This window comes from Streptomyces sp. SCSIO 75703, from assembly GCF_036607905.1.
GTDB lineage: Bacteria > Actinomycetota > Actinomycetes > Streptomycetales > Streptomycetaceae > Streptomyces.
Genome location: NZ_CP144555.1, coordinates 3,768,062 through 3,784,553, shown reverse-complemented (window position 1 = coordinate 3,784,553; position 16,492 = coordinate 3,768,062). Strand labels below are relative to the sequence as shown.

Sequence of the window (16,492 nt, the reverse complement as noted above, 5' to 3'; positions counted from 1 at the left end):
GTAGTTGGTTGCCAACTTTGCCCAGTTGGTGAGAGTTCGGCTGCCGAGACGACCGAAGGGGGAAGACCATGCCCGTCCTCGCTCTGCTCACCGCGGTCTTCACCGTCGGATTCGAGCAGGTCATCCAGTGGAAGTACGGCCTCACCGGCAGCGTCGGACTGCTGCTGCTCACCGTCGGGATCAAGGCCAAGAGCCCGTCGCTCAGCTCGGCCGGCGCCGTCATGCTCGCGCTCCTGGTGGCGGAACCGGCTCTGTGAGGCGTCCGAGACGGCGTCAACTTCGCGCCAACTTACGGAAGTTCGCCACATACCGGGTGCACGACCCTTCCCCGGGGCGCGACATCTGGCTAAGTTGGCAACCAACTTGGACAACGTGGTTGAGCCTACAGGAGGTTGGCCACCAGGGAAGAGTGTGGGCCGGTCCCCGGCAGGGGCGGCCCGAAGGGGGGACACCATGCCGTACATCGCCATCGTCATCGCCGCACTGGCCGTCGCGTTCGAGCAGTTCGTCCAGGGGAGGTACGGGGTGCTCGGCCTCGTCGCCCTCGTCACGCTGACCGTCGGCGTCAAGGCACGCAGCGGCGCGATCAGCGGCGTCGGCGCGGTCGTCCTCGTCATGCTGCTCGCCCAGTCCGCCTGAGCCGGCCACGCCGCCGTCCGGGCTCCTCTCCGGAGGGGAGCCGGGAGCCCGGCCCGGCGGCCGGCCGGCCCGACCACCGGCACGACGGAGCGCACGCTACGGACCCGCCCGCGCCCCGTCACCGGGAGAGGAGGTCACCGCACCGGGCTCCGGCCCGCAGAGACCGCACCGGGCTCCCGCCCGCAGGAACCGCACCGGGCTCCGGCCCTCAGAACATGTCCGGGCACCACGGGCGCCTGGGCGCACGCAGCAGGGCGTCGGCCGACAGGGCGGCGCCCGCTCGTTCTTCCGTGACCCGGCCCAGCGCCGCCAGCCGCGTGGCCGACTCGTCCCCGAGCCACAGCATCGCCAACGCCCCGGCGTCCAGCACGAGGTCGGCGCTCTCGGTGGTCCGCGCGCAGGACGCGCCCTGCGCCCCGGCCTCCAGACGCCACCGCCCGGCGGCCGGCCCGCCCGGGTCCACGACCTCCAGCACCAGCGCGCCGCTCGCCGCGTACGTCCGCGCCTCCAGGGCCCGTACGACGTCCAGGACGCGGACCCACAGCCAGTCGGCCTGGGTGCCGATCCGGGCCGCCCGCGGGTCGGGCAGGTACTGCGGGAGCAGGTCGTCCGGGGAGCGCCAGCCGCTCTTGACCGTGGTGATCCAGTCGATGGAGCAGAAGTACCGCCACAGGGCGCGCTCGGCGGCCGGGGTGACGCCGATCAGCCAGTCGACGGTCGCCGTGTTGAGCGGCTGCTTCGCGTCGCCCCAGGTGTCGTCGACCCGGTAGGCGGCCATGCCCTGGACCTCGCCGTCGGGCGAGCGGTACACCGCGTAGTACGGCTCGTGCCACGGGGTGGCGTGCATCCGGACGACGCCGGTCCGCACCTGCCACCACAGGTCGTCGCGGCTGACCGCGCCCGGCTGGGCCCGGCGCAGCCGCTCGTGCAGTTCGGGGCCGAGCTTGCGCACGTCGGCACCGTCGACGAGGTCGAGGGTGCCGCCGTCCTCCGGCGCCGCCCAGCGCGGGTCGAGGCCGGCGCGGGGCACGTCGACCGTCCACTCGGTCATGGTCGTGGCCGGGCCGAAGCCGTAGCGGCCGTAGATCGGGTACTCGGCGGCGATGAGCGTGGCGACCACGTCCCCGCGTTCCCTGGCCGCCGCGAGGTCGGCGCCGATCATGCGGCTGAGCAGGCCGCGGCGCCGGTGCGTCGCGGTGACGGTGACGTTGGAGACCGCGTCGGCCGGCACCTCGGCGCCGCCGACGGCGGTGAGCCGCTGGTCGAAGGAGCGGTACGTGGCGACGCACCGGCCGCGGTCGAACGCGCCGAGCAGCCGGCCCGGTACGAACTGTCTGGCGCGGGCGCGCAGTTGCTCCTCCCCCAGGACGGGATCCTGGAGGAAACCGGTGCTCAGGGCCCGGCTCCAGTCGGGGAAGTCGGCCTCGGTGATGGGGCGTACGTCGATCTCGGCACGGCTGGTCATGCGCTCACGGTATGCGGCGCCCCGGGCGCGCGTCGCGGAAATTTCCGGGGGTTTGGGCGGCACCCCCTGACCCGGCCGCCGAAATTTCCGGGGGTTTGGGCGGCACCCCCTGACCCGGCCGCCGCCGTCCGGCCCCGGCCGGCGCCACGCCCGTCGCGGCGAGGCGTGCTCAGAACGCCGCCCGGATCTCCCCCACCTCCGCGCCGCCGCCCAGCAGCGGCGCGCGGCCGATGCGGCCGACCACGGGGCCGTCCACGCCGAGCAGGGTGAGCGCGCGGGCGAGGACCGGGCCGAGCGCCCGCGTCGCCCCGTCCTCGATCTTGAAGGCGAGGGCGCGGCCGTCCGGCAGGGCCACCGCCTGGACCGCCTCGGCGCCCATCTTGGAGAGCGTGCCCGGCACCTCGCGCATCAGCCAGGTGTCGGCCCGGCGGGTGCCGGCGACGTACTCGGGGTGGGCGCGCATCGCGTCGGCGACCCGGCGTTCGGGCGTGCCGGGCTCGGCGCCGGCGACGTTCTGGAAGGCGCGGGCCAGGCCGACCAGGCTGATCGCCATCAGCGGGGCCCCGCACCCGTCGGTGCCGACCGCGGCGACCGGCTCGCCCGCCGCGTCCTCCACGGTCCGGTGGACGAGCCGCTGGAGCGGGTGTCCGGGGTCGAGGTAGTCCTCCAGCGGCCAGCCGCGCAGCGCACAGGCGGCGAGCATCGCGGTGTGCTTGCCGGAGCAGTTCATGGTGACGGGGTCGGCGGACTCGCCGGAGGCCAGGTAGAGGTCGCGTTCCTCGGCGTCCAGGGGCAGGTCGGGCGGGCACCGCAGCAGCCCGGCGTCGAGCCCGAAATCGGCGAGCATGGTCCGCACGAGCGTGCGATGGAAGGTTTCTCCAGAGTGGCTGGCGGCGGCCAGCGCCAGCCGCTCCCCGGCCAGGTCCAGCCCGGCCCGCAGCACCGCCGCGGCCTGCAGGGGCTTGTTGGAGGAGCGGGGGAAGACGGGTGCCGTCACGTCGCCGAGCGCCAGTTCCACGGCCCCGTCGGCGCCCAGGACGACCAGGGCGCCCCGGTGCCGCCCCTCGACGAAACCGGACCGCACGACCTCGGCGAGGACGGGCGGCGCGGCGGGCGCGAGGGCGGTCGGCGGCGCGGGCGGAGCGGCCGGCGCGGGCGGGGACACGGGCGGGGACGCGGACATCGGCGGTGGCCTTCCGGGACAAAGACCCGTCACGGCGACTGCCCGGGACCGCCGGGCCCTCCAGGACGGCGTACGGCGGCTCCCGGCGTCACACGAGCAGGTCGTCGACTTGTGCTTCCCCCTCACGGTACCGGCGCGCGATCTCCGCGCTGCAGTCGTCGGCGGTGCGCTGGAGCCGGCGGCGCCGGCGCGAGACCCGCTGCTCGTGACGGGCCAGGCGGCCCATCGCGGCGGTCAGCTCGGGATCGCTGAGCGCCGACAGGTCGGACAGCTCCACGTCCCCGAGCATCTCGGCGGCCAGCCGGCGGCCCTCCTCGCTGCGCGGCGTGCCCAGCGTCACGTGGCGGGCGGAGGCCCGGTGCCGGGCCGGGGCGTCGGCCAGGATCTCCGACAGCCGCTCGACCACGGACGCCTCCGCCGCGGCCGGCGGCGATGCCGTACCGCGCCGCGCCCGCTCGGCGCGCAGGATGTCGATCCGCCCGTGCAGCAGCCGCCGCACGTAACTGAGGTCGGCCTCCTCCCGCTGGGCGTCCCGGCGCAGCGTGCGCAGCTCCGGCAGGCTCAGCCCGGCCAGGTCGTGTCCCCCGCCCGGGGAGCCCGGGACGCCCGGCGCCGTGGCCCCGGGCAGCTCGGGGCTGTCCGTCCGCTGCACGGGCGGTCTGGGCGCCTCCAGGCCGCCCGGGTGAGTCAACGCGACAGTCCCTGACGGCTGCCCCGTACTCGGTGTGCTCATCTACCTCTACCGTCCCCTCGACCGGCGTCTGGAAGCATCGTGCCACCCCAAGTGGCCGCTATGTGACCGAGTGCCCCCGATCGGCCCCAGATGGGGGGTTACGGAGCGAAAAGAAGCCCCGTGTGGCAGCCTCCGGGCGCCGCGGGGCCCGCCCGCCGGCCGCGCGGACCCGCACGGCATCATGGCGGGCATGCGTGCGGTGGTGCAGAGGGTGGACGGCGCGAGCGTCGTCGTGGACGGCGAGACGGTGGGGGCGATCGAGGGCGAGGGGCTGTGCGTCCTGGTCGGGGTGACCCACGAGGACACCCCGGAGCAGGCGGACCGGCTCGCCCGCAAGCTGTGGTCGCTGCGGATGCTGCACGACGAGAAGTCGTGCAGCGACATCGGCGCCCCGCTGCTGGTGATCAGCCAGTTCACCCTGTACGGCGACGCCCGCAAGGGCCGCCGCCCCACCTGGAGCGCCGCCGCCCCCGGCGAGGTGGCCGAGCCGCTGGTCGACGAGGTGGTGGCCCGGCTGCGGGCGCTGGGGGCCACCGTGGCGACGGGCCGGTTCGGCGCACGGATGCGGGTCGCGCTGACGAACGACGGCCCGTTCACGGTGCTCGTCGAGGTGTGAGGCACCGGGCCTCACGGCTCGACGACGGTCTCCTGCGCGGCGGCGGTGTCCTCGGCGACCAGCCGGGCGTCGACCGGTACGTTCCGCTTGACCAGGGCGAGGGCGACCGGCCCCAGCTCGTGGTGGCGTACGGACGTGGTGACGAAGCCGATCTTCCGGCCGTCGGGGCCGTCGTCGGCCACGCGGACCGGGGCGCCGTGCCCGGGGAGGTGGACCTCGCTGCCGTCCAGGTGCAGGAAGACCAGGCGGCGCGGCGGCTTGCCCAGGTTCTGCACCCGGGCGACGGTCTCCTGGCCGCGGTAGCAGCCCTTCTGGAGGTGGACGGCGCTGCCGATCAGGCCCAGCTCGTGCGGGATGGTGCGGTGGTCGGTCTCGAAGCCGAGCCGGGGCCGGTGCTGCTCGACCCGGAGCGCCTCGTACGCCAGGATGCCGGCGGGCGGACCGGCCTGGGCGGCGAAGTCCGCCAGCCCGGCGCGGGGCAGGAAGAGATCGCGGCCGTACGCCGTCTCGCGGACCACGGCGCCCTCGGGGACCTCGGCGATGGAGCCGGCCGGGAGGTGGACGACGGCGGTGTCGGCGGTGCGGTCGGCGACCTCGGCCCGGTAGAAGAACTTCATGGACTCCAGGTAGGCGAGGAGCGCCTCCTGGGTGCCGGGTTCGACGTGCGCCCAGACGGTGGTCCCGTCGTCGACGAGGTAGAGGGCGTGCTCGATGTGGCCGTTGGCGGAGAGGACCAGGGCCTCGGTGGCCTCGCCGGCCGGCAGGTCGCTGACGTGCTGGGTGAGCAGCAGGTGCAGCCAGCTCAGCCGGTCCTCGCCGGTGACGGTGAGGACGCCGCGGTGGGAGAGGTCGACGAATCCGGTGCCGTCGGCGAGGGCACGCTGCTCGCGGAACAGGTCGCCGTAGTGGGCGGCGACGCCTTCGTCCACGCCCTCGGCGGGGACGGCGCCGGGCAGGGACAGCAGAGGGCTCTTCATGGCCCCAGCCTACGACCCGGCGGGCGGTGCCCCGGGGGCGCAGTCCGCGCAGCGGCCGAAGATGGCGAAGTGCTTCATGTCGGTGTCGAAGCCGAACTGTTCGCGGAGCTTGGCGGTGAACTCGGCGGCCACCGACACATCGGCCTCGATCACGTCGGAGCAGTCCCGGCAGACGAGGTGGATGTGGTGGTGCCGGTCGGCGAGGTGGTAGGTGGGCGCCCCGTGGCCGAGGTGGGCGTGCGAGACGAGGCCCAGCTCCTCCAGCAGCTCCAGGGTGCGGTACACGGTGGAGATGTTGACGCCGGAGGCCGTCTTCCTCACCTCGACGAGGATGTCGTCCGGGGTCGCGTGCTCGAGGGTGTCCACGGCCTCCAGTACGAGCTGACGCTGGGGGGTCAGCCGGTAGCCGCGCTGTCTGAGGTCGCTCTTCCAGTCGGTGCTCACCACGACACCGAGTCTAGGCCGTGTCCCCGGGGATCACTCCGGGTCCGGGCGGCCCGGTGCCGTGCGGCGGCCGGGACCCGGGCCGGGGGCGCGGGCGGGCGGCCCGGAGCGCCGCCCGTGCGGGGAGCCGGGGCTCCGTGCGGGCGGGGGCCGGGCCGCCCGGGAGGCAACCGGTCTACTTGAAGAAGGCGATGCCGTCGTCCGGCATGTCGTCGGGGAGGGCCTTGGCCCAGCGTTCGACGTCCTCGGGGGTGACGACCTTCTTGAGGTGGGCGGACATGTAGGGGCGCAGCTCGACCTCCGGGGTCTGCTTCTCGCCGACCCACATGAGGTCGCTCTTGACGTAGCCGTACAGCCGCTTGCCGCCGGTGTAGGGGCGGGCGTCGGGGGTGCGGGCGACCGCGTCGGTGACGAGGTCGATCTGCGGCTTCTGGTCGGCCAGCTCGCCGTACCAGATCTCGATGACGCCGTCGTCGCGGACCATCGTGACCTCGACCTTGCGGCCGGCGTCGATCCGCCAGAAGCCGTGCTCGGTCTCCAGCGGGCGGACCTTGTTCCCGTCGCCGTCCAGCACCCAGGTGCGGGAGCGGTACTCCAGGAAGTCCCGGCCGTCGTGGGTGAAGGCGACCTCCTGGCCGAAGTTGCACTTCTCGGCGCCGGGGAAGTCGTGCACGCCGGCGCCCGCCCACTCACCGAGCAGGAAGGCGAGCGGGACGAGGTCCTTGTGCAGGTCGGACGGAATCTCGATCATGAGCGGAACTTCCTGGCGAGGGGTCAGCGCTGGCCCTGGTACAGCTTCTTCACGGTCAGCCCGGCGAAGGCGAGGACGCCGACGCAGACCAGGACCAACAGGACTTCGAAGAAGATCTCCACGGGGTGCTCCTCGGTTGAGCGGGGTGCGTACGTGCGCGATGTGCACAGGGCCGGGCACCAGCTTACGCGGCCGGGCCGGGCGGCACCCTGGGAGGTGGGCACCGCCCGGCACCGTACGATGCGGCCATGGCGAAGAAGCTGGTGATCAAGCTGACGGCGGGGGCCGACGCTCCCGAGCGGTGCTCGCAGGCGTTCACGGTCGCGGCGGTGGCCGTGGCCAGCGGGGTCGAGGTCTCCCTGTGGCTGACCGGCGAGGCGTCCTGGTTCGCGCTGCCGGGCCGGGCGGCCGAGTTCGCCCTGCCGCACGCGGCGCCGCTGCCCGACCTGCTGGACTCGGTGCTGGCCGGCGGCCGGCTGACGCTGTGCACGCAGTGCGCGGCCCGCCGGGAGATCACGGAGGGCGACGTGCTCGACGGGGTGCGGATCGCGGGCGCCCAGGTCTTCGTGCAGGAGGCCATGGGCGAGGAGACGCAGGCGCTCGTCTACTGACCCGCCCGCGCGGGATGCCGACCCGGGGCCACGGTGAGCGACGGCCCGGCGGTCCCGGCGGTCCTGTGGCCCGGTGGTCGCCGGTGACCCGGCGGTTGCCGGTGACCCGGCGGTCGCCGGTGACCCGGTGGTCGCCGGTGGCCTTGGGGCCGCCCTGGGGCCGCGTGACCGTCCCGGGCCGTCACCGCCGGTCACCGGTGGCGGTTCTTGCCGTCCAGCTCGTCCCACCACTCGTCGGACTGCGGATCGCCCGAGGGGTCGTCCCACCAGCGGTCCTCGGGGCCCCGGCGGTTGGCGACCATCGCGGCGACCGGCGGGATGAGCATGGCCACCACGCACATGCCGACGGCGGCCGGGACCGACCAGAGGCGCACCACGCCCCAGGCCAGGACGAAGAGCGCGAGGCACGTCCCCATCATGGCGAAGTACACGTGACGCCGCCGTGCGTACATACCTCCAGGGTAGTTCCGGACGCGCGAAGGGGCCGCGCCCCGGGAGTCCAACCCGTGGGGCGCGGCCCCTTCCGCGCGGGTGCCGTCAGACGGCGATCGCGACCTCCGCCAGTCCGCCCTGCTGGGCGACGACCGTGCGGTCGGCGGTGCCGCCCGGGACCAGTGCCCGGACGGTCCAGGTGCCCTCGGCCGCGTAGAAACGGAACTGGCCCGTCGCGGAGGTGGGGACCTCCGCCGTGAACTCGCCGGTCGAGTCCAGCAGACGGACGTAGCCCGTCACCGGCTCGCCGTCGCGGGTCACCTGGCCCTGGATGGTGGTCTCACCGGGCTTGATCGTCGAGGCGTCGGGGCCGCCGGCCTTCGCTCCGCACATGTCGTACTCCTGAGGTGTTGGGAAGGGTCGGTCGGCTTACTTGGCGGGGCCCAGCTCGATCGGCACGCCGACGAGCGAGCCGTACTCGGTCCAGGAGCCGTCGTAGTTCTTGACGTTCTCCACACCGAGCAGCTCGTGCAGGACGAACCAGCTCAGGGCGGAGCGCTCGCCGATGCGGCACAGGGCGATGGTGTCCTTGGAGAGGTCGATCTGCTCGGCCTCGTAGAGGGCCTTCAGCTCCTCGTCGGACTTGAAGGTGCCGTCGTCGTTGGCGTTCTTCGACCACGGGATGTTGCGCGAGGACGGCACGTGGCCGGGGCGCTGCGACTGCTCCTGCGGCAGGTGGGCCGGGGCGAGGAGCTTGCCGGAGAACTCGTCGGGCGAGCGCACGTCGACGATGTTCTGCACGCCGATCGCGGCGACGACCTCGTCGCGGAAGGCGCGGATCGAGGTGTCCTGCGGCTTGGCCTTGTAGTCGGTGGTGGCGCGCACGGGCACCTCCTCGACCAGCTCGCGGGCGTCCAGCTCCCACTTCTTGCGGCCGCCGTCGAGCAGCTTGACGTTCTCGTGGCCGTAGAGCTTGAAGTACCAGTAGGCGTAGGAGGCGAACCAGTTGTTGTTGCCGCCGTAGAGGACCACCAGCGTGTCGTTGGCGATGCCCTTGGCCGACAGGAGCTTCTCGAAGCCCTCCTGGTCCACGAAGTCGCGGCGCACCGGGTCCTGAAGGTCCTTGGTCCAGTCGATGCGGATCGCGTTCCGGATGTGGTTCTTCTCGTACGCGGACGTGTCCTCGTCCACCTCGACGACGGCGATGTTCGGGTCGTCCAGGTGGTCCTGCAGCCAGTCGGCGTCGACCAGGACGTCGCTGCGGCTCATGTTTCTCCTCCGGGGCAGATGCGGCGGGGCGTACGGGACGGGGTGGGGGACGCGGCGCGGCGCGTGGCGGGCGCGGCACACGGCAGCCCCCCGGGTGCGGGGCGGGGATGCGGAGGCGGGGCCTTCCGCTCAGAAGGTGCGACAGAGCATGGCGGAGACGCGGCACAGGTCCACTGCCCGCCGCTTCGTGAGATCCGCCTGTCCCCGCGAACGGAGGACGCTTGTCTGGCACTGCATGGGGCCGATGGTAGGGACGGAATGCCGGGTGTGTCACCGGTGGATCACATGATGAGACGGAATGGTCCGCGATACGAGATGAGCGGCAGCCGGGGAGGAATCCGGCCCGCCGGGGAAGCCCTCCGGTCCGGCCGGGTTTCTACGGAGCGGACGGCTCCGTCTCGCATCGCGGACGACGGCGTGTCCGAGGGGCGGCGGGGCGGCCGGCGCCCCTCCGCCGCCCCCGTGCCGTCGCTGTTCCGTGGGCACCGGCCCCCGCCGGCACCCGGGCCCGGTGGGCACCGGGGCCCCGGCGCACCCGGGGCGGGCCGAGCGGTGCCGGCGCGGCAAGCCCTACCCGGCCAGGCGGATGTCCGAACCCTTCACGGTGATCCGCACGCCGTCCTGCGCCGCCTCGACCTTGTCGATCGTGATGCCGCCGGGCAGACCGTCGATGCGCTGGCGGAAGTCGGTGATGGCCCGCACCCGGGACTCGGGCAGCTTCACACCGGCGACCGTGGGCAGCCCGTCGGCGGCCACCTCGACGTCGTCGCCCTCGACCCGCACGGTGCTGAGCACGTGCACCGGCTCGGGCAGCGGCGTGCCCAGCACCGTCGCCTCCAGGGCCACCCTGATCTTGCCGTTGCCGCCGTCGGAGAGGCCCACGACCTTCGCCGTGACGCCCGGGGCGGCCTGGGTCGGCTCGGACTTGGCGGCCTTCAGCAGCTCGTCGTAGGAGATGGACGCGCTGCCCTCGGCGCTCGCCGCCGTGGCCGAGGAGAAGTCGCCGGAGAAGCCGACGCCCTTCATGTGGGCCCGCAGGTCGTCGATGCGGATCTTCTTGCCGCCGTCGCCGGCGGCGGCCTCGTAGGAGCCGATGCCGATCTCGACGTCGTCCAGCTCGCCGCCCAGGAGCTGGGTGAGGAACGGGAAGCCGTTGATCGACACGTCCGGCGTCTCGGCGAGGTTCTCGGAGGTGCGCAGCCGCTCGGCCACCTCGTTCTCGGCGAAGTTGACCGCGAGACGGTCCGCGATGGCGAAGAGTCCGCCCAGGACCACGACGACGATCAGCAGTATTCGCAGTGCTCGCATGCGGTGTCTTCCCCACCCTTGACGTCGACGACGGCGTTTCCCCCGACGACCGGGCGGCCGTCCAGCGCGAGGGTAGCGCGCGGAGGGACGGCCGCCCGATTTTTGTCGATCACCTGTGACAGGCCGGGCGGGTGGCGGCCGGGCTAACCCAGCAGCCGCCCGAGCCCGTACACCGCCGGGGCCGCCGCCGCGAGCGGCAGGGCGACGCCCGCCGTGAAGTGGACGAACCGCGACGGGTAGTCGTAGGCCGCCGCGCGGTGGCCGACCAGCGCGCACAGCGCGGCGCCCCCGCCGAGCAGCGCCCCGGAGGTGCCGAGGCCGGTCATCCCGCCGGCCGCGGCGCCCGCGCCCGCCGCCGCGAGGACGGCCGCGCCCATCGCCGCCGGGGCGGGCAGGGGCAGGGCGCGGACCACGGCCGCCACCGCCACCGCGACGCCGCCGACCGTCACGGCGTCGGCGTCCGCCGCGAGGTAGCCGCCCGCGATGATGGCGAGGGCCGCCGCGACGACGGTGGCCATCAGGCCGTACATCCGCTCGTCCGGGTCGGCGTGCGAGCGCAGTTGCAGGACGAGGGCGAGCAGCACCCACACGCCGAGGCCGCCGAGGAGTGCGGCCGGGGACCGGTCCGAGGCGAGCATCGCCACGTCGGCGACGAGCGCGCCGAGGAAGCCCAGCGCGATGCCCTGGCGGGCCGGCCACATGCCGTTCAGCCGGAACCAGCCCGCCGCCGTGACCGCCTGGAGCGCGATGAGCGGCAGGAGCAGCGCGTACGTGCCGATCGCCGCCGCGCCGGCCAGCAGCAGGCCGAGCAGGGCGGTGAGCAGGGCGGGCTGCATCCCCGGGTCGATGACCGGGGAGCGGCCCTCGGCACGGGCGCGCTGCGCGTCGGTGATCCGGGCGTTGCCGGCGAGGGTCGCCGGACCGTACGCGGGCCCGTCACCGGCGGCGGGCGCGGGCTTCGGGGCGGGGGCGGGCTCGTGGGGCCGCGCCGCGGGGGCGGCGTACGCGGCGGCCTGGGGCTGCGGGTACGGCTGGGCCGCCTGCGGCTCGTGGGGCGGTGCGGCGTACTGGTGCTCCGGCTGGGGCCGGGACTGGCCGGGGTACGGCGGGCCCGGCTGCGGCTGCCCCGGCGGGGACTGGCCCGCGTACGCCTGGCCGGGCTGCGGCTGACCCGCGTACGGCTGGGCCGCCTGCGGCAGGCCACCGTGGGACTGGCCCGTGTGGGCCTGACCCGCGTACGCCTGGCCCCCGGAGGACGGGTCCCCGTACGGCTGCTGCCCGTACGGCTGCCCCGGCTGCGGCGGGCCCGCGTACGGCTGCCCGGCCCCGTACGGCTGCCCCGGCCGCTGCCCGTAGCCCCCCGCGGGAGCCGGCGGGGGCGTGGCGGGGGTGACCGGGGGCTGGACCTGGGTCTCCCAGGTCTGGCCCTGCCACTGCTGGGTCTGCTCGGCGGCGGACGGCTCCTCGAAGCCCGGCGGGAAACCCTGCCCGGGCTGCGCGGGCCACTCCCAAGCCCCCTGGTGCCCCGGGTACGGCTGCTGCGGCTGGTCGGTCATCTCACCCTCCTGCGAACGGCGGGAGCACTTCGACCGTGCCGCCCTCGGCCAGCCGTACCGTCTCGTGCGCGCGGGTGCCGGCCGGGGCGCCGTCGACGAGGAACGAGCAGCGCATCAGCACGCGGGTGAGTTCGCCCGGGTGGCGTTCGCGCACCGCGTCGAGCACCCCGGCGAGCGTGTCCGCCTCGTACGGTTCCTCGGCCACCCCCGCCGCGGCCTTCGCGGCCGCCCAGTAGCGCACCGTGACCTTTGCCATCTGGACCCTTCGTCGCCTGTCGTCGTTCGGCAGTGAACACCTCAGGCTAGCCCGCCCGCGCGACCGCCCAGTCGCCGATCCGGTCCAGGAGTCCCGCGTCCGTGGCGTGCTCGGCGTGGCCCATGCCGGGCTCCAGCCAGAGTTCGCCCCGGTCACCGGCGGCCCCGGCCAGCATGCGCGGGTGGTCGAGGGGGAAGTAGGCGTCCCGGTCGCCGTGCACCAGCAGCAGCGGCACCGTGATCCGCGCCGCCGCCTCCACCGGGGAGAGCGGCACCGGGTCCCAGTCCCGGTGGTGGATGCGGGTGCGCAGCCCCCAGCGGCCCACCAGGCGGCCGGCCGGGCGCATGACCAGCCAGTGCAGCCGGCGCATGGGCGCGGTCCCCCGGTAGTACCAGCGGGCGGGGGAACTCACGGAGACCACCGCGTCGGTCCCGGCGACGGCGTCCGCGCCGTGCAGGGCGGCGTGCCGCAGCACCACCGAGCCGCCCATCGAGAAGCCGACGGTGACCAGGCGCGGGTGCCCGAAGCCGCGCGCCCAGGCGACCGCCGCCGCCAGGTCGAGCACCTCGCGGTCGCCGACCGTGGACCGGCCGCCGGAGGCGCCGTGCCCGCGGAAGGAGAAGGTGACCACCGCCCCGTGGCGGGCCAGGGCCGCCGCGATCCGGCGCACGTGCGGCCGGTCGGCGTCCCCGGTGAAGCCGTGCGCGACGACGAAGACCGGGGCGTGCGCGTCACCGGCGGCGGCGCCGGGCGCGTAGACGGCGTCGACGCGCACGCCGTCGGCCGTCCGGAGGAACGTGCGGGCGGGGGTGCGGCGCGCGGCCGGCGGCGGGGCCCCCGCCGGGCCCGGGGCGGACGCCGGGCGCGGTGCGCGGGCGGACGGACGAGAGGTGGCGCGCGCCACACGACCTGCCGGACCCTTGCTCATGTCGGTTATTCTGCTCGGCAGAGGACTCGGGCAGCGTAGCCCCCGGGTCCTTTCGTGCTTTCGGGGCCGGCCGGTTCCCGGACTCGCGGCGGGCCCCCCGGGCACGACCCGCATCGCAGGAAGCAGTGCCGCAGACGTCCTCGCAGGAACCGGAGAGGAATCCGACGTTATGGGCGAGCGAACCGCGCACGATCACCGCACACCCCGGGCAGGTGGGGCGCGATGAGTTCCCTGCTGCTGCTGACCAACGCGCTCCAGCCCTCGACGGAGGTGCTCCCGGCCCTCGGCCTCCTGCTGCACTCGGTCCGGGTGGCCCCGGCGGAGGGCCCCGCCCTGATCGACACCCCGGGCGCCGACGTCGTCCTCGTCGACGGCCGCCACGACCTGCCCCAGGTGCGCGGGCTGTGCCGGCTGCTGCGCTCCACCGGGCCGGGCTCCCCGCTGATCCTCGTCGTCACCGAGGGCGGGCTCGCCGCCGTCACCGCCGACTGGGGCGTGGACGACGTCCTGCTGGACACCGCGGGCCCCGCGGAGGTCGAGGCGCGGCTGCGGCTGGCCCTGGGCCGCCGGCAGATCGTCGACGACTCCCCCACCGAGATCCGCAACGGCGACCTGTCGGTGGACGAGGCGACCTACTCCGCGAAGGTGAAGGGCCGGGTGCTCGACCTGACCTTCAAGGAGTTCGAGCTGCTGAAGTACCTCGCGCAGCACCCGGGCCGCGTCTTCACCCGCGCCCAGCTCCTCCAGGAGGTGTGGGGGTACGACTACTTCGGCGGCACCCGCACCGTCGACGTGCACGTGCGGCGGCTGCGCGCCAAGCTCGGCCCCGAGCACGAATCGCTCATCGGCACCGTCCGCAACGTCGGCTACCGCTTCGTCACGCCCGAGAAGGGCGAGAAGGGCGAGCGGCCCGCGCGGGGCGTCCCCGGCGGCACGGCGGGAACCTCCAGGCCATCCAAGGTGTGATACGCCCTGCCCGGCGGGGATCCATCCGCGTAGACTCCGCGCGTGGCCAAGGTGACTCGGGATGACGTGGCGCGGCTGGCGGGGACTTCGACCGCCGTCGTCAGCTATGTCATCAACAACGGACCCCGGCCGGTCGCCCCGGCCACGCGCGAGCGTGTCCTCGCCGCGATCAAGGAGCTGGGGTACCGGCCCGACCGGGTCGCCCAGGCCATGGCGTCGCGGCGGACGGACCTCATAGGGCTGATCGTGCCGGACGCGCGCCAGCCGTTCTTCGCGGAGATGGCGCACGCCGTCGAGTGGGCCGCCTCCGAGCGCGGCAAGATGGTGCTCGTCGGCAACTCCGACTACGTCGGCGAACGCGAGGTGCACTACCTGCGCGCGTTCCTCGGCATGCGGGTCTCGGGGCTGATCCTGGTCAGCCACGCGCTCAACGACATGGCCGCCGCCGAGATCGAGGCGTGGGACGCGCGGGTCGTCCTGCTGCACGAGCGGCCCGAGGCCATCGACGACGTCGCGGTCGTCACCGACGACCTGGGCGGCGCCCAGCTCGCCGTCCGCCACCTGCTGGAGCACGGCTACCCCTACGTGGCCTGCGTCGGCGGCACCGCCGACACCCCGCCGGTCGGCGACCCGGTCTCCGACCACGTCGAGGGCTGGCGGCGCGCGATGAAGGAGGCCGGCCTCTCCACCGAGGGCCGGCTCTTCGAGGCCCCGTACAACCGGTACGACGCCTACCGCATCGCCCTCGACCTGCTCTCCGGCCCGCAGCGCCCGCCCGCCGTCTTCTGCTCCACCGACGACCAGGCGATCGGCCTGCTGCGCGCGGCCCGCGAGCTGCGCATCGACGTCCCCGGCGAGCTGGCGGTGGCCGGCTTCGACGACATCAAGGAAGCGGCGCTGGCCGATCCGCCGCTGACCACGGTGGCCTCGGACCGGTCGGCGATGGCGCGGGCCGCGGTCGACCTGGTGCTGGACGACGGGCTGCGGGTGGCCGGCTCGCGGCGCGAGCGGCTGAAGCTGTTCCCGTCCCGGCTGGTGGTCCGCCAGTCCTGCGGCTGCGAGTGAGCCGCGGGGCGGGCGCGCCGTAGCCGCAGGGCCCTCACGCCCCGCCCTTGTATCGGGCATACGCGGTTCTGCCGGGCTTCTCAGGCGTCCCTCAGGCGGCTCTCATGGAGCGGCGGGAGGCTCATGGACATGACCGAGAGCCACCGCCGCAGCGGCGCCGAGAACCCGCACGCGTCGCCCTCCGAGGGCGGCCGTCCGCACGTCCACGCCCCCCTGGGCTCGGGCCCGGTGGACCCCGCCTGGCCGCCCCCGCCGCACCGGCCGCCCGCGGCCGGGTACCCCGCGCCGGCCGGGCCGGAGGGGCCCGAGGGTCCGCGCGGGAAGCGGACCGTCCGGCGGCCCCTCGCCCTGCTCGCGGCGGTGGCCCTGGTCGCGGCGGCCGTCGGCGGCGGCACCGCGTACGGCATCCAGGAGCTGACCGGCAGTACCGCCGCCTCCGGCACCACCGGCACCACCGTGGTGCCCGCCGGCCGGAAGGGCACCGTCGCCGGGGTGGCCGCCGCGGTCGGCCCGAGCATCGTCGAGATCAGCGCGGCCACGGACACCGGCGCCTCCACCGGCTCCGGCGTGATCATCACGGGCGACGGCGAGATCGTCACCAACAACCACGTCGTCTCCGGCGCCTCCTCGATCACCGTGCGGACCGGCGACGGCACGACGTACACCGCGCGGACCCTCGGCACCGACAGCTCCAAGGACCTGGCGCTGGTCAAGCTGGAGAACGCCTCCGGGCTGCCCGCCGCCACCCTCGGCGACTCCGACGGCCTCCGGGTCGGCGACCAGGTCGTGGCGATCGGCTCCCCCGAGGGCCTGACCGGCACCGTGACCAGCGGCATCGTCTCGGCCCTCGGCCGCGACGTCACCGTCGCCAAGGACGACGGGGGGCAACAGCGGCAGCAGGGCGGCGGCCGGCCCTTCGCGTACGGCGGGCGCCAGTTCAACGGCGACACCGGCTCCTCGACGACCACGTACCAGGCGATCCAGACGGACGCCTCCCTCAACCCGGGCAACTCCGGCGGCGCGCTGATCGACATGAACGGCGCCGTCGTCGGCGTCAACTCGGCGATGTACTCGGCCGCCGGTTCCTCCTCGTCCGCCGACGCGGGCAGCGTGGGCCTCGGCTTCGCCATCCCCGTCAACACCGTCAAGGCCGGCCTGGCCTCCCTGCGGGCGGGCGCGGACGGCTGACCCGGCCCGGCGCCCCGCCGCGCCCCGCCGGCCCCGGGCGGACCGCCCGCCCCCGCCCCGTCGGCACCGGCACCGGCACCGGCACCGGACGGGCCCGTACGCGCC

19 protein-coding genes and 1 pseudogene are annotated in these 16,492 nt (G+C 74.8%); 7 read left to right on the top strand and 13 right to left on the bottom strand.

The window, feature by feature from the left end:
* The first annotated feature begins 68 nt into the window (after positions 1–68).
* Together VM636_RS16570 and VM636_RS16565 are read left to right on the top strand one after the other, a co-directional pair.
* Positions 69–257 (top strand): hypothetical protein, encoded by a 189-nt coding sequence (locus VM636_RS16570; protein WP_030419538.1) that lies wholly within the window; start codon positions 69–71, stop codon positions 255–257.
* A 196-nt stretch (positions 258–453) separates the two neighbouring features.
* Complete coding sequence (locus VM636_RS16565; RefSeq protein WP_053914760.1) at positions 454–639, top strand: hypothetical protein; 186 nt, start codon at positions 454–456, stop codon at positions 637–639.
* A gap of 208 nt (positions 640–847) precedes the next feature.
* Here VM636_RS16565 and VM636_RS16560 read toward each other — a convergent pair whose 3' ends face one another.
* The 3 genes from VM636_RS16560 to VM636_RS16550 all read right to left on the bottom strand — a co-directional run bounded on the left by VM636_RS16560 (position 848) and on the right by VM636_RS16550 (position 4,020).
* A complete protein-coding gene (locus VM636_RS16560) occupies positions 848–2,104 on the bottom strand; it encodes a GNAT family N-acetyltransferase (RefSeq protein ID WP_053914759.1) in 1,257 nt (418 codons plus the stop codon).
* A gap of 169 nt (positions 2,105–2,273) precedes the next feature.
* Positions 2,274–3,287: an asparaginase gene (locus tag VM636_RS16555; protein WP_053914758.1), complete on the bottom strand. Its 1,014-nt coding sequence runs from the start codon at positions 3,285–3,287 to the stop codon at positions 2,274–2,276.
* Between the two features lie 88 nt (positions 3,288–3,375).
* Positions 3,376–4,020 (bottom strand): hypothetical protein, encoded by a 645-nt coding sequence (locus tag VM636_RS16550; RefSeq protein WP_030419542.1) that lies wholly within the window; start codon positions 4,018–4,020, stop codon positions 3,376–3,378.
* Between the two features lie 190 nt (positions 4,021–4,210).
* Between VM636_RS16550 and dtd the strand changes: the two genes are divergently transcribed.
* Positions 4,211–4,636: a D-aminoacyl-tRNA deacylase gene (gene dtd, locus VM636_RS16545; RefSeq protein WP_030419543.1), complete on the top strand. Its 426-nt coding sequence runs from the start codon at positions 4,211–4,213 to the stop codon at positions 4,634–4,636.
* Positions 4,637–4,647: 11 nt separating this feature from the next.
* Here dtd and VM636_RS16540 read toward each other — a convergent pair whose 3' ends face one another.
* The 3 genes from VM636_RS16540 to VM636_RS16530 form a co-directional block, all read right to left on the bottom strand.
* Complete coding sequence (locus tag VM636_RS16540) at positions 4,648–5,613, bottom strand: glycine cleavage T C-terminal barrel domain-containing protein (RefSeq protein ID WP_030419544.1); 966 nt, start codon at positions 5,611–5,613, stop codon at positions 4,648–4,650.
* Between the two features lie 9 nt (positions 5,614–5,622).
* Positions 5,623–6,060 carry a Fur family transcriptional regulator gene (locus VM636_RS16535; RefSeq protein WP_030419545.1) on the bottom strand — a complete coding sequence of 146 codons (438 nt, stop codon included), beginning with the start codon at positions 6,058–6,060 and terminating at the stop codon, positions 5,623–5,625.
* Between the two features lie 172 nt (positions 6,061–6,232).
* Positions 6,233–6,808 carry an FABP family protein gene (locus VM636_RS16530; protein ID WP_030419546.1) on the bottom strand — a complete coding sequence of 192 codons (576 nt, stop codon included), beginning with the start codon at positions 6,806–6,808 and terminating at the stop codon, positions 6,233–6,235.
* A gap of 248 nt (positions 6,809–7,056) precedes the next feature.
* Between VM636_RS16530 and VM636_RS16525 the strand changes: the two genes are divergently transcribed.
* The gene (locus VM636_RS16525) at positions 7,057–7,419 is read left to right on the top strand and encodes a DsrE family protein (RefSeq protein WP_053914757.1); all 363 of its coding nucleotides are present in this window, start codon (positions 7,057–7,059) and stop codon (positions 7,417–7,419) included.
* A gap of 191 nt (positions 7,420–7,610) precedes the next feature.
* On the opposite strand, the gene VM636_RS16520 is transcribed toward VM636_RS16525, so the two are convergent.
* The 7 genes from VM636_RS16520 to VM636_RS16490 all read right to left on the bottom strand — a co-directional run bounded on the left by VM636_RS16520 (position 7,611) and on the right by VM636_RS16490 (position 13,168).
* A complete protein-coding gene (locus VM636_RS16520) occupies positions 7,611–7,871 on the bottom strand; it encodes a DUF3099 domain-containing protein (protein WP_030419549.1) in 261 nt (86 codons plus the stop codon).
* A gap of 85 nt (positions 7,872–7,956) precedes the next feature.
* On the bottom strand, positions 7,957–8,244 hold the full coding sequence (locus VM636_RS16515) for a DUF1416 domain-containing protein (RefSeq protein WP_004986406.1): 288 nt from the start codon (positions 8,242–8,244) through the stop codon (positions 7,957–7,959).
* A gap of 36 nt (positions 8,245–8,280) precedes the next feature.
* Positions 8,281–9,120 carry a sulfurtransferase gene (locus tag VM636_RS16510; protein ID WP_053914756.1) on the bottom strand — a complete coding sequence of 280 codons (840 nt, stop codon included), beginning with the start codon at positions 9,118–9,120 and terminating at the stop codon, positions 8,281–8,283.
* A gap of 570 nt (positions 9,121–9,690) precedes the next feature.
* Positions 9,691–10,428 carry a DUF2993 domain-containing protein gene (locus tag VM636_RS16505; RefSeq protein ID WP_030419551.1) on the bottom strand — a complete coding sequence of 246 codons (738 nt, stop codon included), beginning with the start codon at positions 10,426–10,428 and terminating at the stop codon, positions 9,691–9,693.
* A 143-nt stretch (positions 10,429–10,571) separates the two neighbouring features.
* The gene (locus VM636_RS16500; RefSeq protein WP_053914755.1) at positions 10,572–11,984 is read right to left on the bottom strand and encodes a hypothetical protein; all 1,413 of its coding nucleotides are present in this window, start codon (positions 11,982–11,984) and stop codon (positions 10,572–10,574) included.
* A gap of 1 nt (position 11,985) precedes the next feature.
* The gene (locus VM636_RS16495) at positions 11,986–12,240 is read right to left on the bottom strand and encodes a MoaD/ThiS family protein (protein ID WP_030419553.1); all 255 of its coding nucleotides are present in this window, start codon (positions 12,238–12,240) and stop codon (positions 11,986–11,988) included.
* Positions 12,241–12,286: 46 nt separating this feature from the next.
* Positions 12,287–13,168: an alpha/beta fold hydrolase gene (locus tag VM636_RS16490; RefSeq protein WP_199825524.1), complete on the bottom strand. Its 882-nt coding sequence runs from the start codon at positions 13,166–13,168 to the stop codon at positions 12,287–12,289.
* A 222-nt stretch (positions 13,169–13,390) separates the two neighbouring features.
* Here VM636_RS16490 and VM636_RS16485 point away from each other — a divergent pair.
* The 3 genes and pseudogenes from VM636_RS16485 to VM636_RS16475 form a co-directional block, all read left to right on the top strand.
* Positions 13,391–14,077 (top strand): annotated as a pseudogene (locus VM636_RS16485) (response regulator transcription factor); the annotation flags it as partial.
* 99 nt (positions 14,078–14,176) lie between these two features.
* Complete coding sequence (locus VM636_RS16480; RefSeq protein WP_030419556.1) at positions 14,177–15,199, top strand: LacI family DNA-binding transcriptional regulator; 1,023 nt, start codon at positions 14,177–14,179, stop codon at positions 15,197–15,199.
* 123 nt (positions 15,200–15,322) lie between these two features.
* Positions 15,323–16,387: a trypsin-like peptidase domain-containing protein gene (locus tag VM636_RS16475; protein ID WP_053914753.1), complete on the top strand. Its 1,065-nt coding sequence runs from the start codon at positions 15,323–15,325 to the stop codon at positions 16,385–16,387.
* Positions 16,388–16,492: the final 105 nt, after the last annotated feature.

Bases quoted from the DNA above. Each gene is read 5' to 3' on its own strand.
- VM636_RS16475 (WP_053914753.1), top strand. From the start codon at position 15,323: ATGGACATGACCGAGAGCCACCGCCGCAGCGGCGCCGAGAACCCGCAC.
- VM636_RS16565 (WP_053914760.1), top strand. From the start codon at position 454: ATGCCGTACATCGCCATCGTCATCGCCGCACTGGCCGTCGCGTTCGAG.
- VM636_RS16505 (WP_030419551.1), bottom strand. From the start codon at position 10,428: ATGCGAGCACTGCGAATACTGCTGATCGTCGTCGTGGTCCTGGGCGGA.
- VM636_RS16550 (WP_030419542.1), bottom strand. From the start codon at position 4,020: ATGAGCACACCGAGTACGGGGCAGCCGTCAGGGACTGTCGCGTTGACT.
- VM636_RS16540 (WP_030419544.1), bottom strand. From the start codon at position 5,613: ATGAAGAGCCCTCTGCTGTCCCTGCCCGGCGCCGTCCCCGCCGAGGGC.
- VM636_RS16555 (WP_053914758.1), bottom strand. From the start codon at position 3,287: ATGTCCGCGTCCCCGCCCGTGTCCCCGCCCGCGCCGGCCGCTCCGCCC.
- VM636_RS16500 (WP_053914755.1), bottom strand. From the start codon at position 11,984: ATGACCGACCAGCCGCAGCAGCCGTACCCGGGGCACCAGGGGGCTTGG.
- VM636_RS16510 (WP_053914756.1), bottom strand. From the start codon at position 9,120: ATGAGCCGCAGCGACGTCCTGGTCGACGCCGACTGGCTGCAGGACCAC.
- VM636_RS16495 (WP_030419553.1), bottom strand. From the start codon at position 12,240: ATGGCAAAGGTCACGGTGCGCTACTGGGCGGCCGCGAAGGCCGCGGCG.
- VM636_RS16520 (WP_030419549.1), bottom strand. From the start codon at position 7,871: ATGTACGCACGGCGGCGTCACGTGTACTTCGCCATGATGGGGACGTGC.
- VM636_RS16525 (WP_053914757.1), top strand. From the start codon at position 7,057: ATGGCGAAGAAGCTGGTGATCAAGCTGACGGCGGGGGCCGACGCTCCC.
- VM636_RS16515 (WP_004986406.1), bottom strand. From the start codon at position 8,244: ATGTGCGGAGCGAAGGCCGGCGGCCCCGACGCCTCGACGATCAAGCCC.
- VM636_RS16490 (WP_199825524.1), bottom strand. From the start codon at position 13,168: ATGAGCAAGGGTCCGGCAGGTCGTGTGGCGCGCGCCACCTCTCGTCCG.
- VM636_RS16530 (WP_030419546.1), bottom strand. From the start codon at position 6,808: ATGATCGAGATTCCGTCCGACCTGCACAAGGACCTCGTCCCGCTCGCC.
- VM636_RS16560 (WP_053914759.1), bottom strand. From the start codon at position 2,104: ATGACCAGCCGTGCCGAGATCGACGTACGCCCCATCACCGAGGCCGAC.
- dtd (WP_030419543.1), top strand. From the start codon at position 4,211: ATGCGTGCGGTGGTGCAGAGGGTGGACGGCGCGAGCGTCGTCGTGGAC.
- VM636_RS16570 (WP_030419538.1), top strand. From the start codon at position 69: ATGCCCGTCCTCGCTCTGCTCACCGCGGTCTTCACCGTCGGATTCGAG.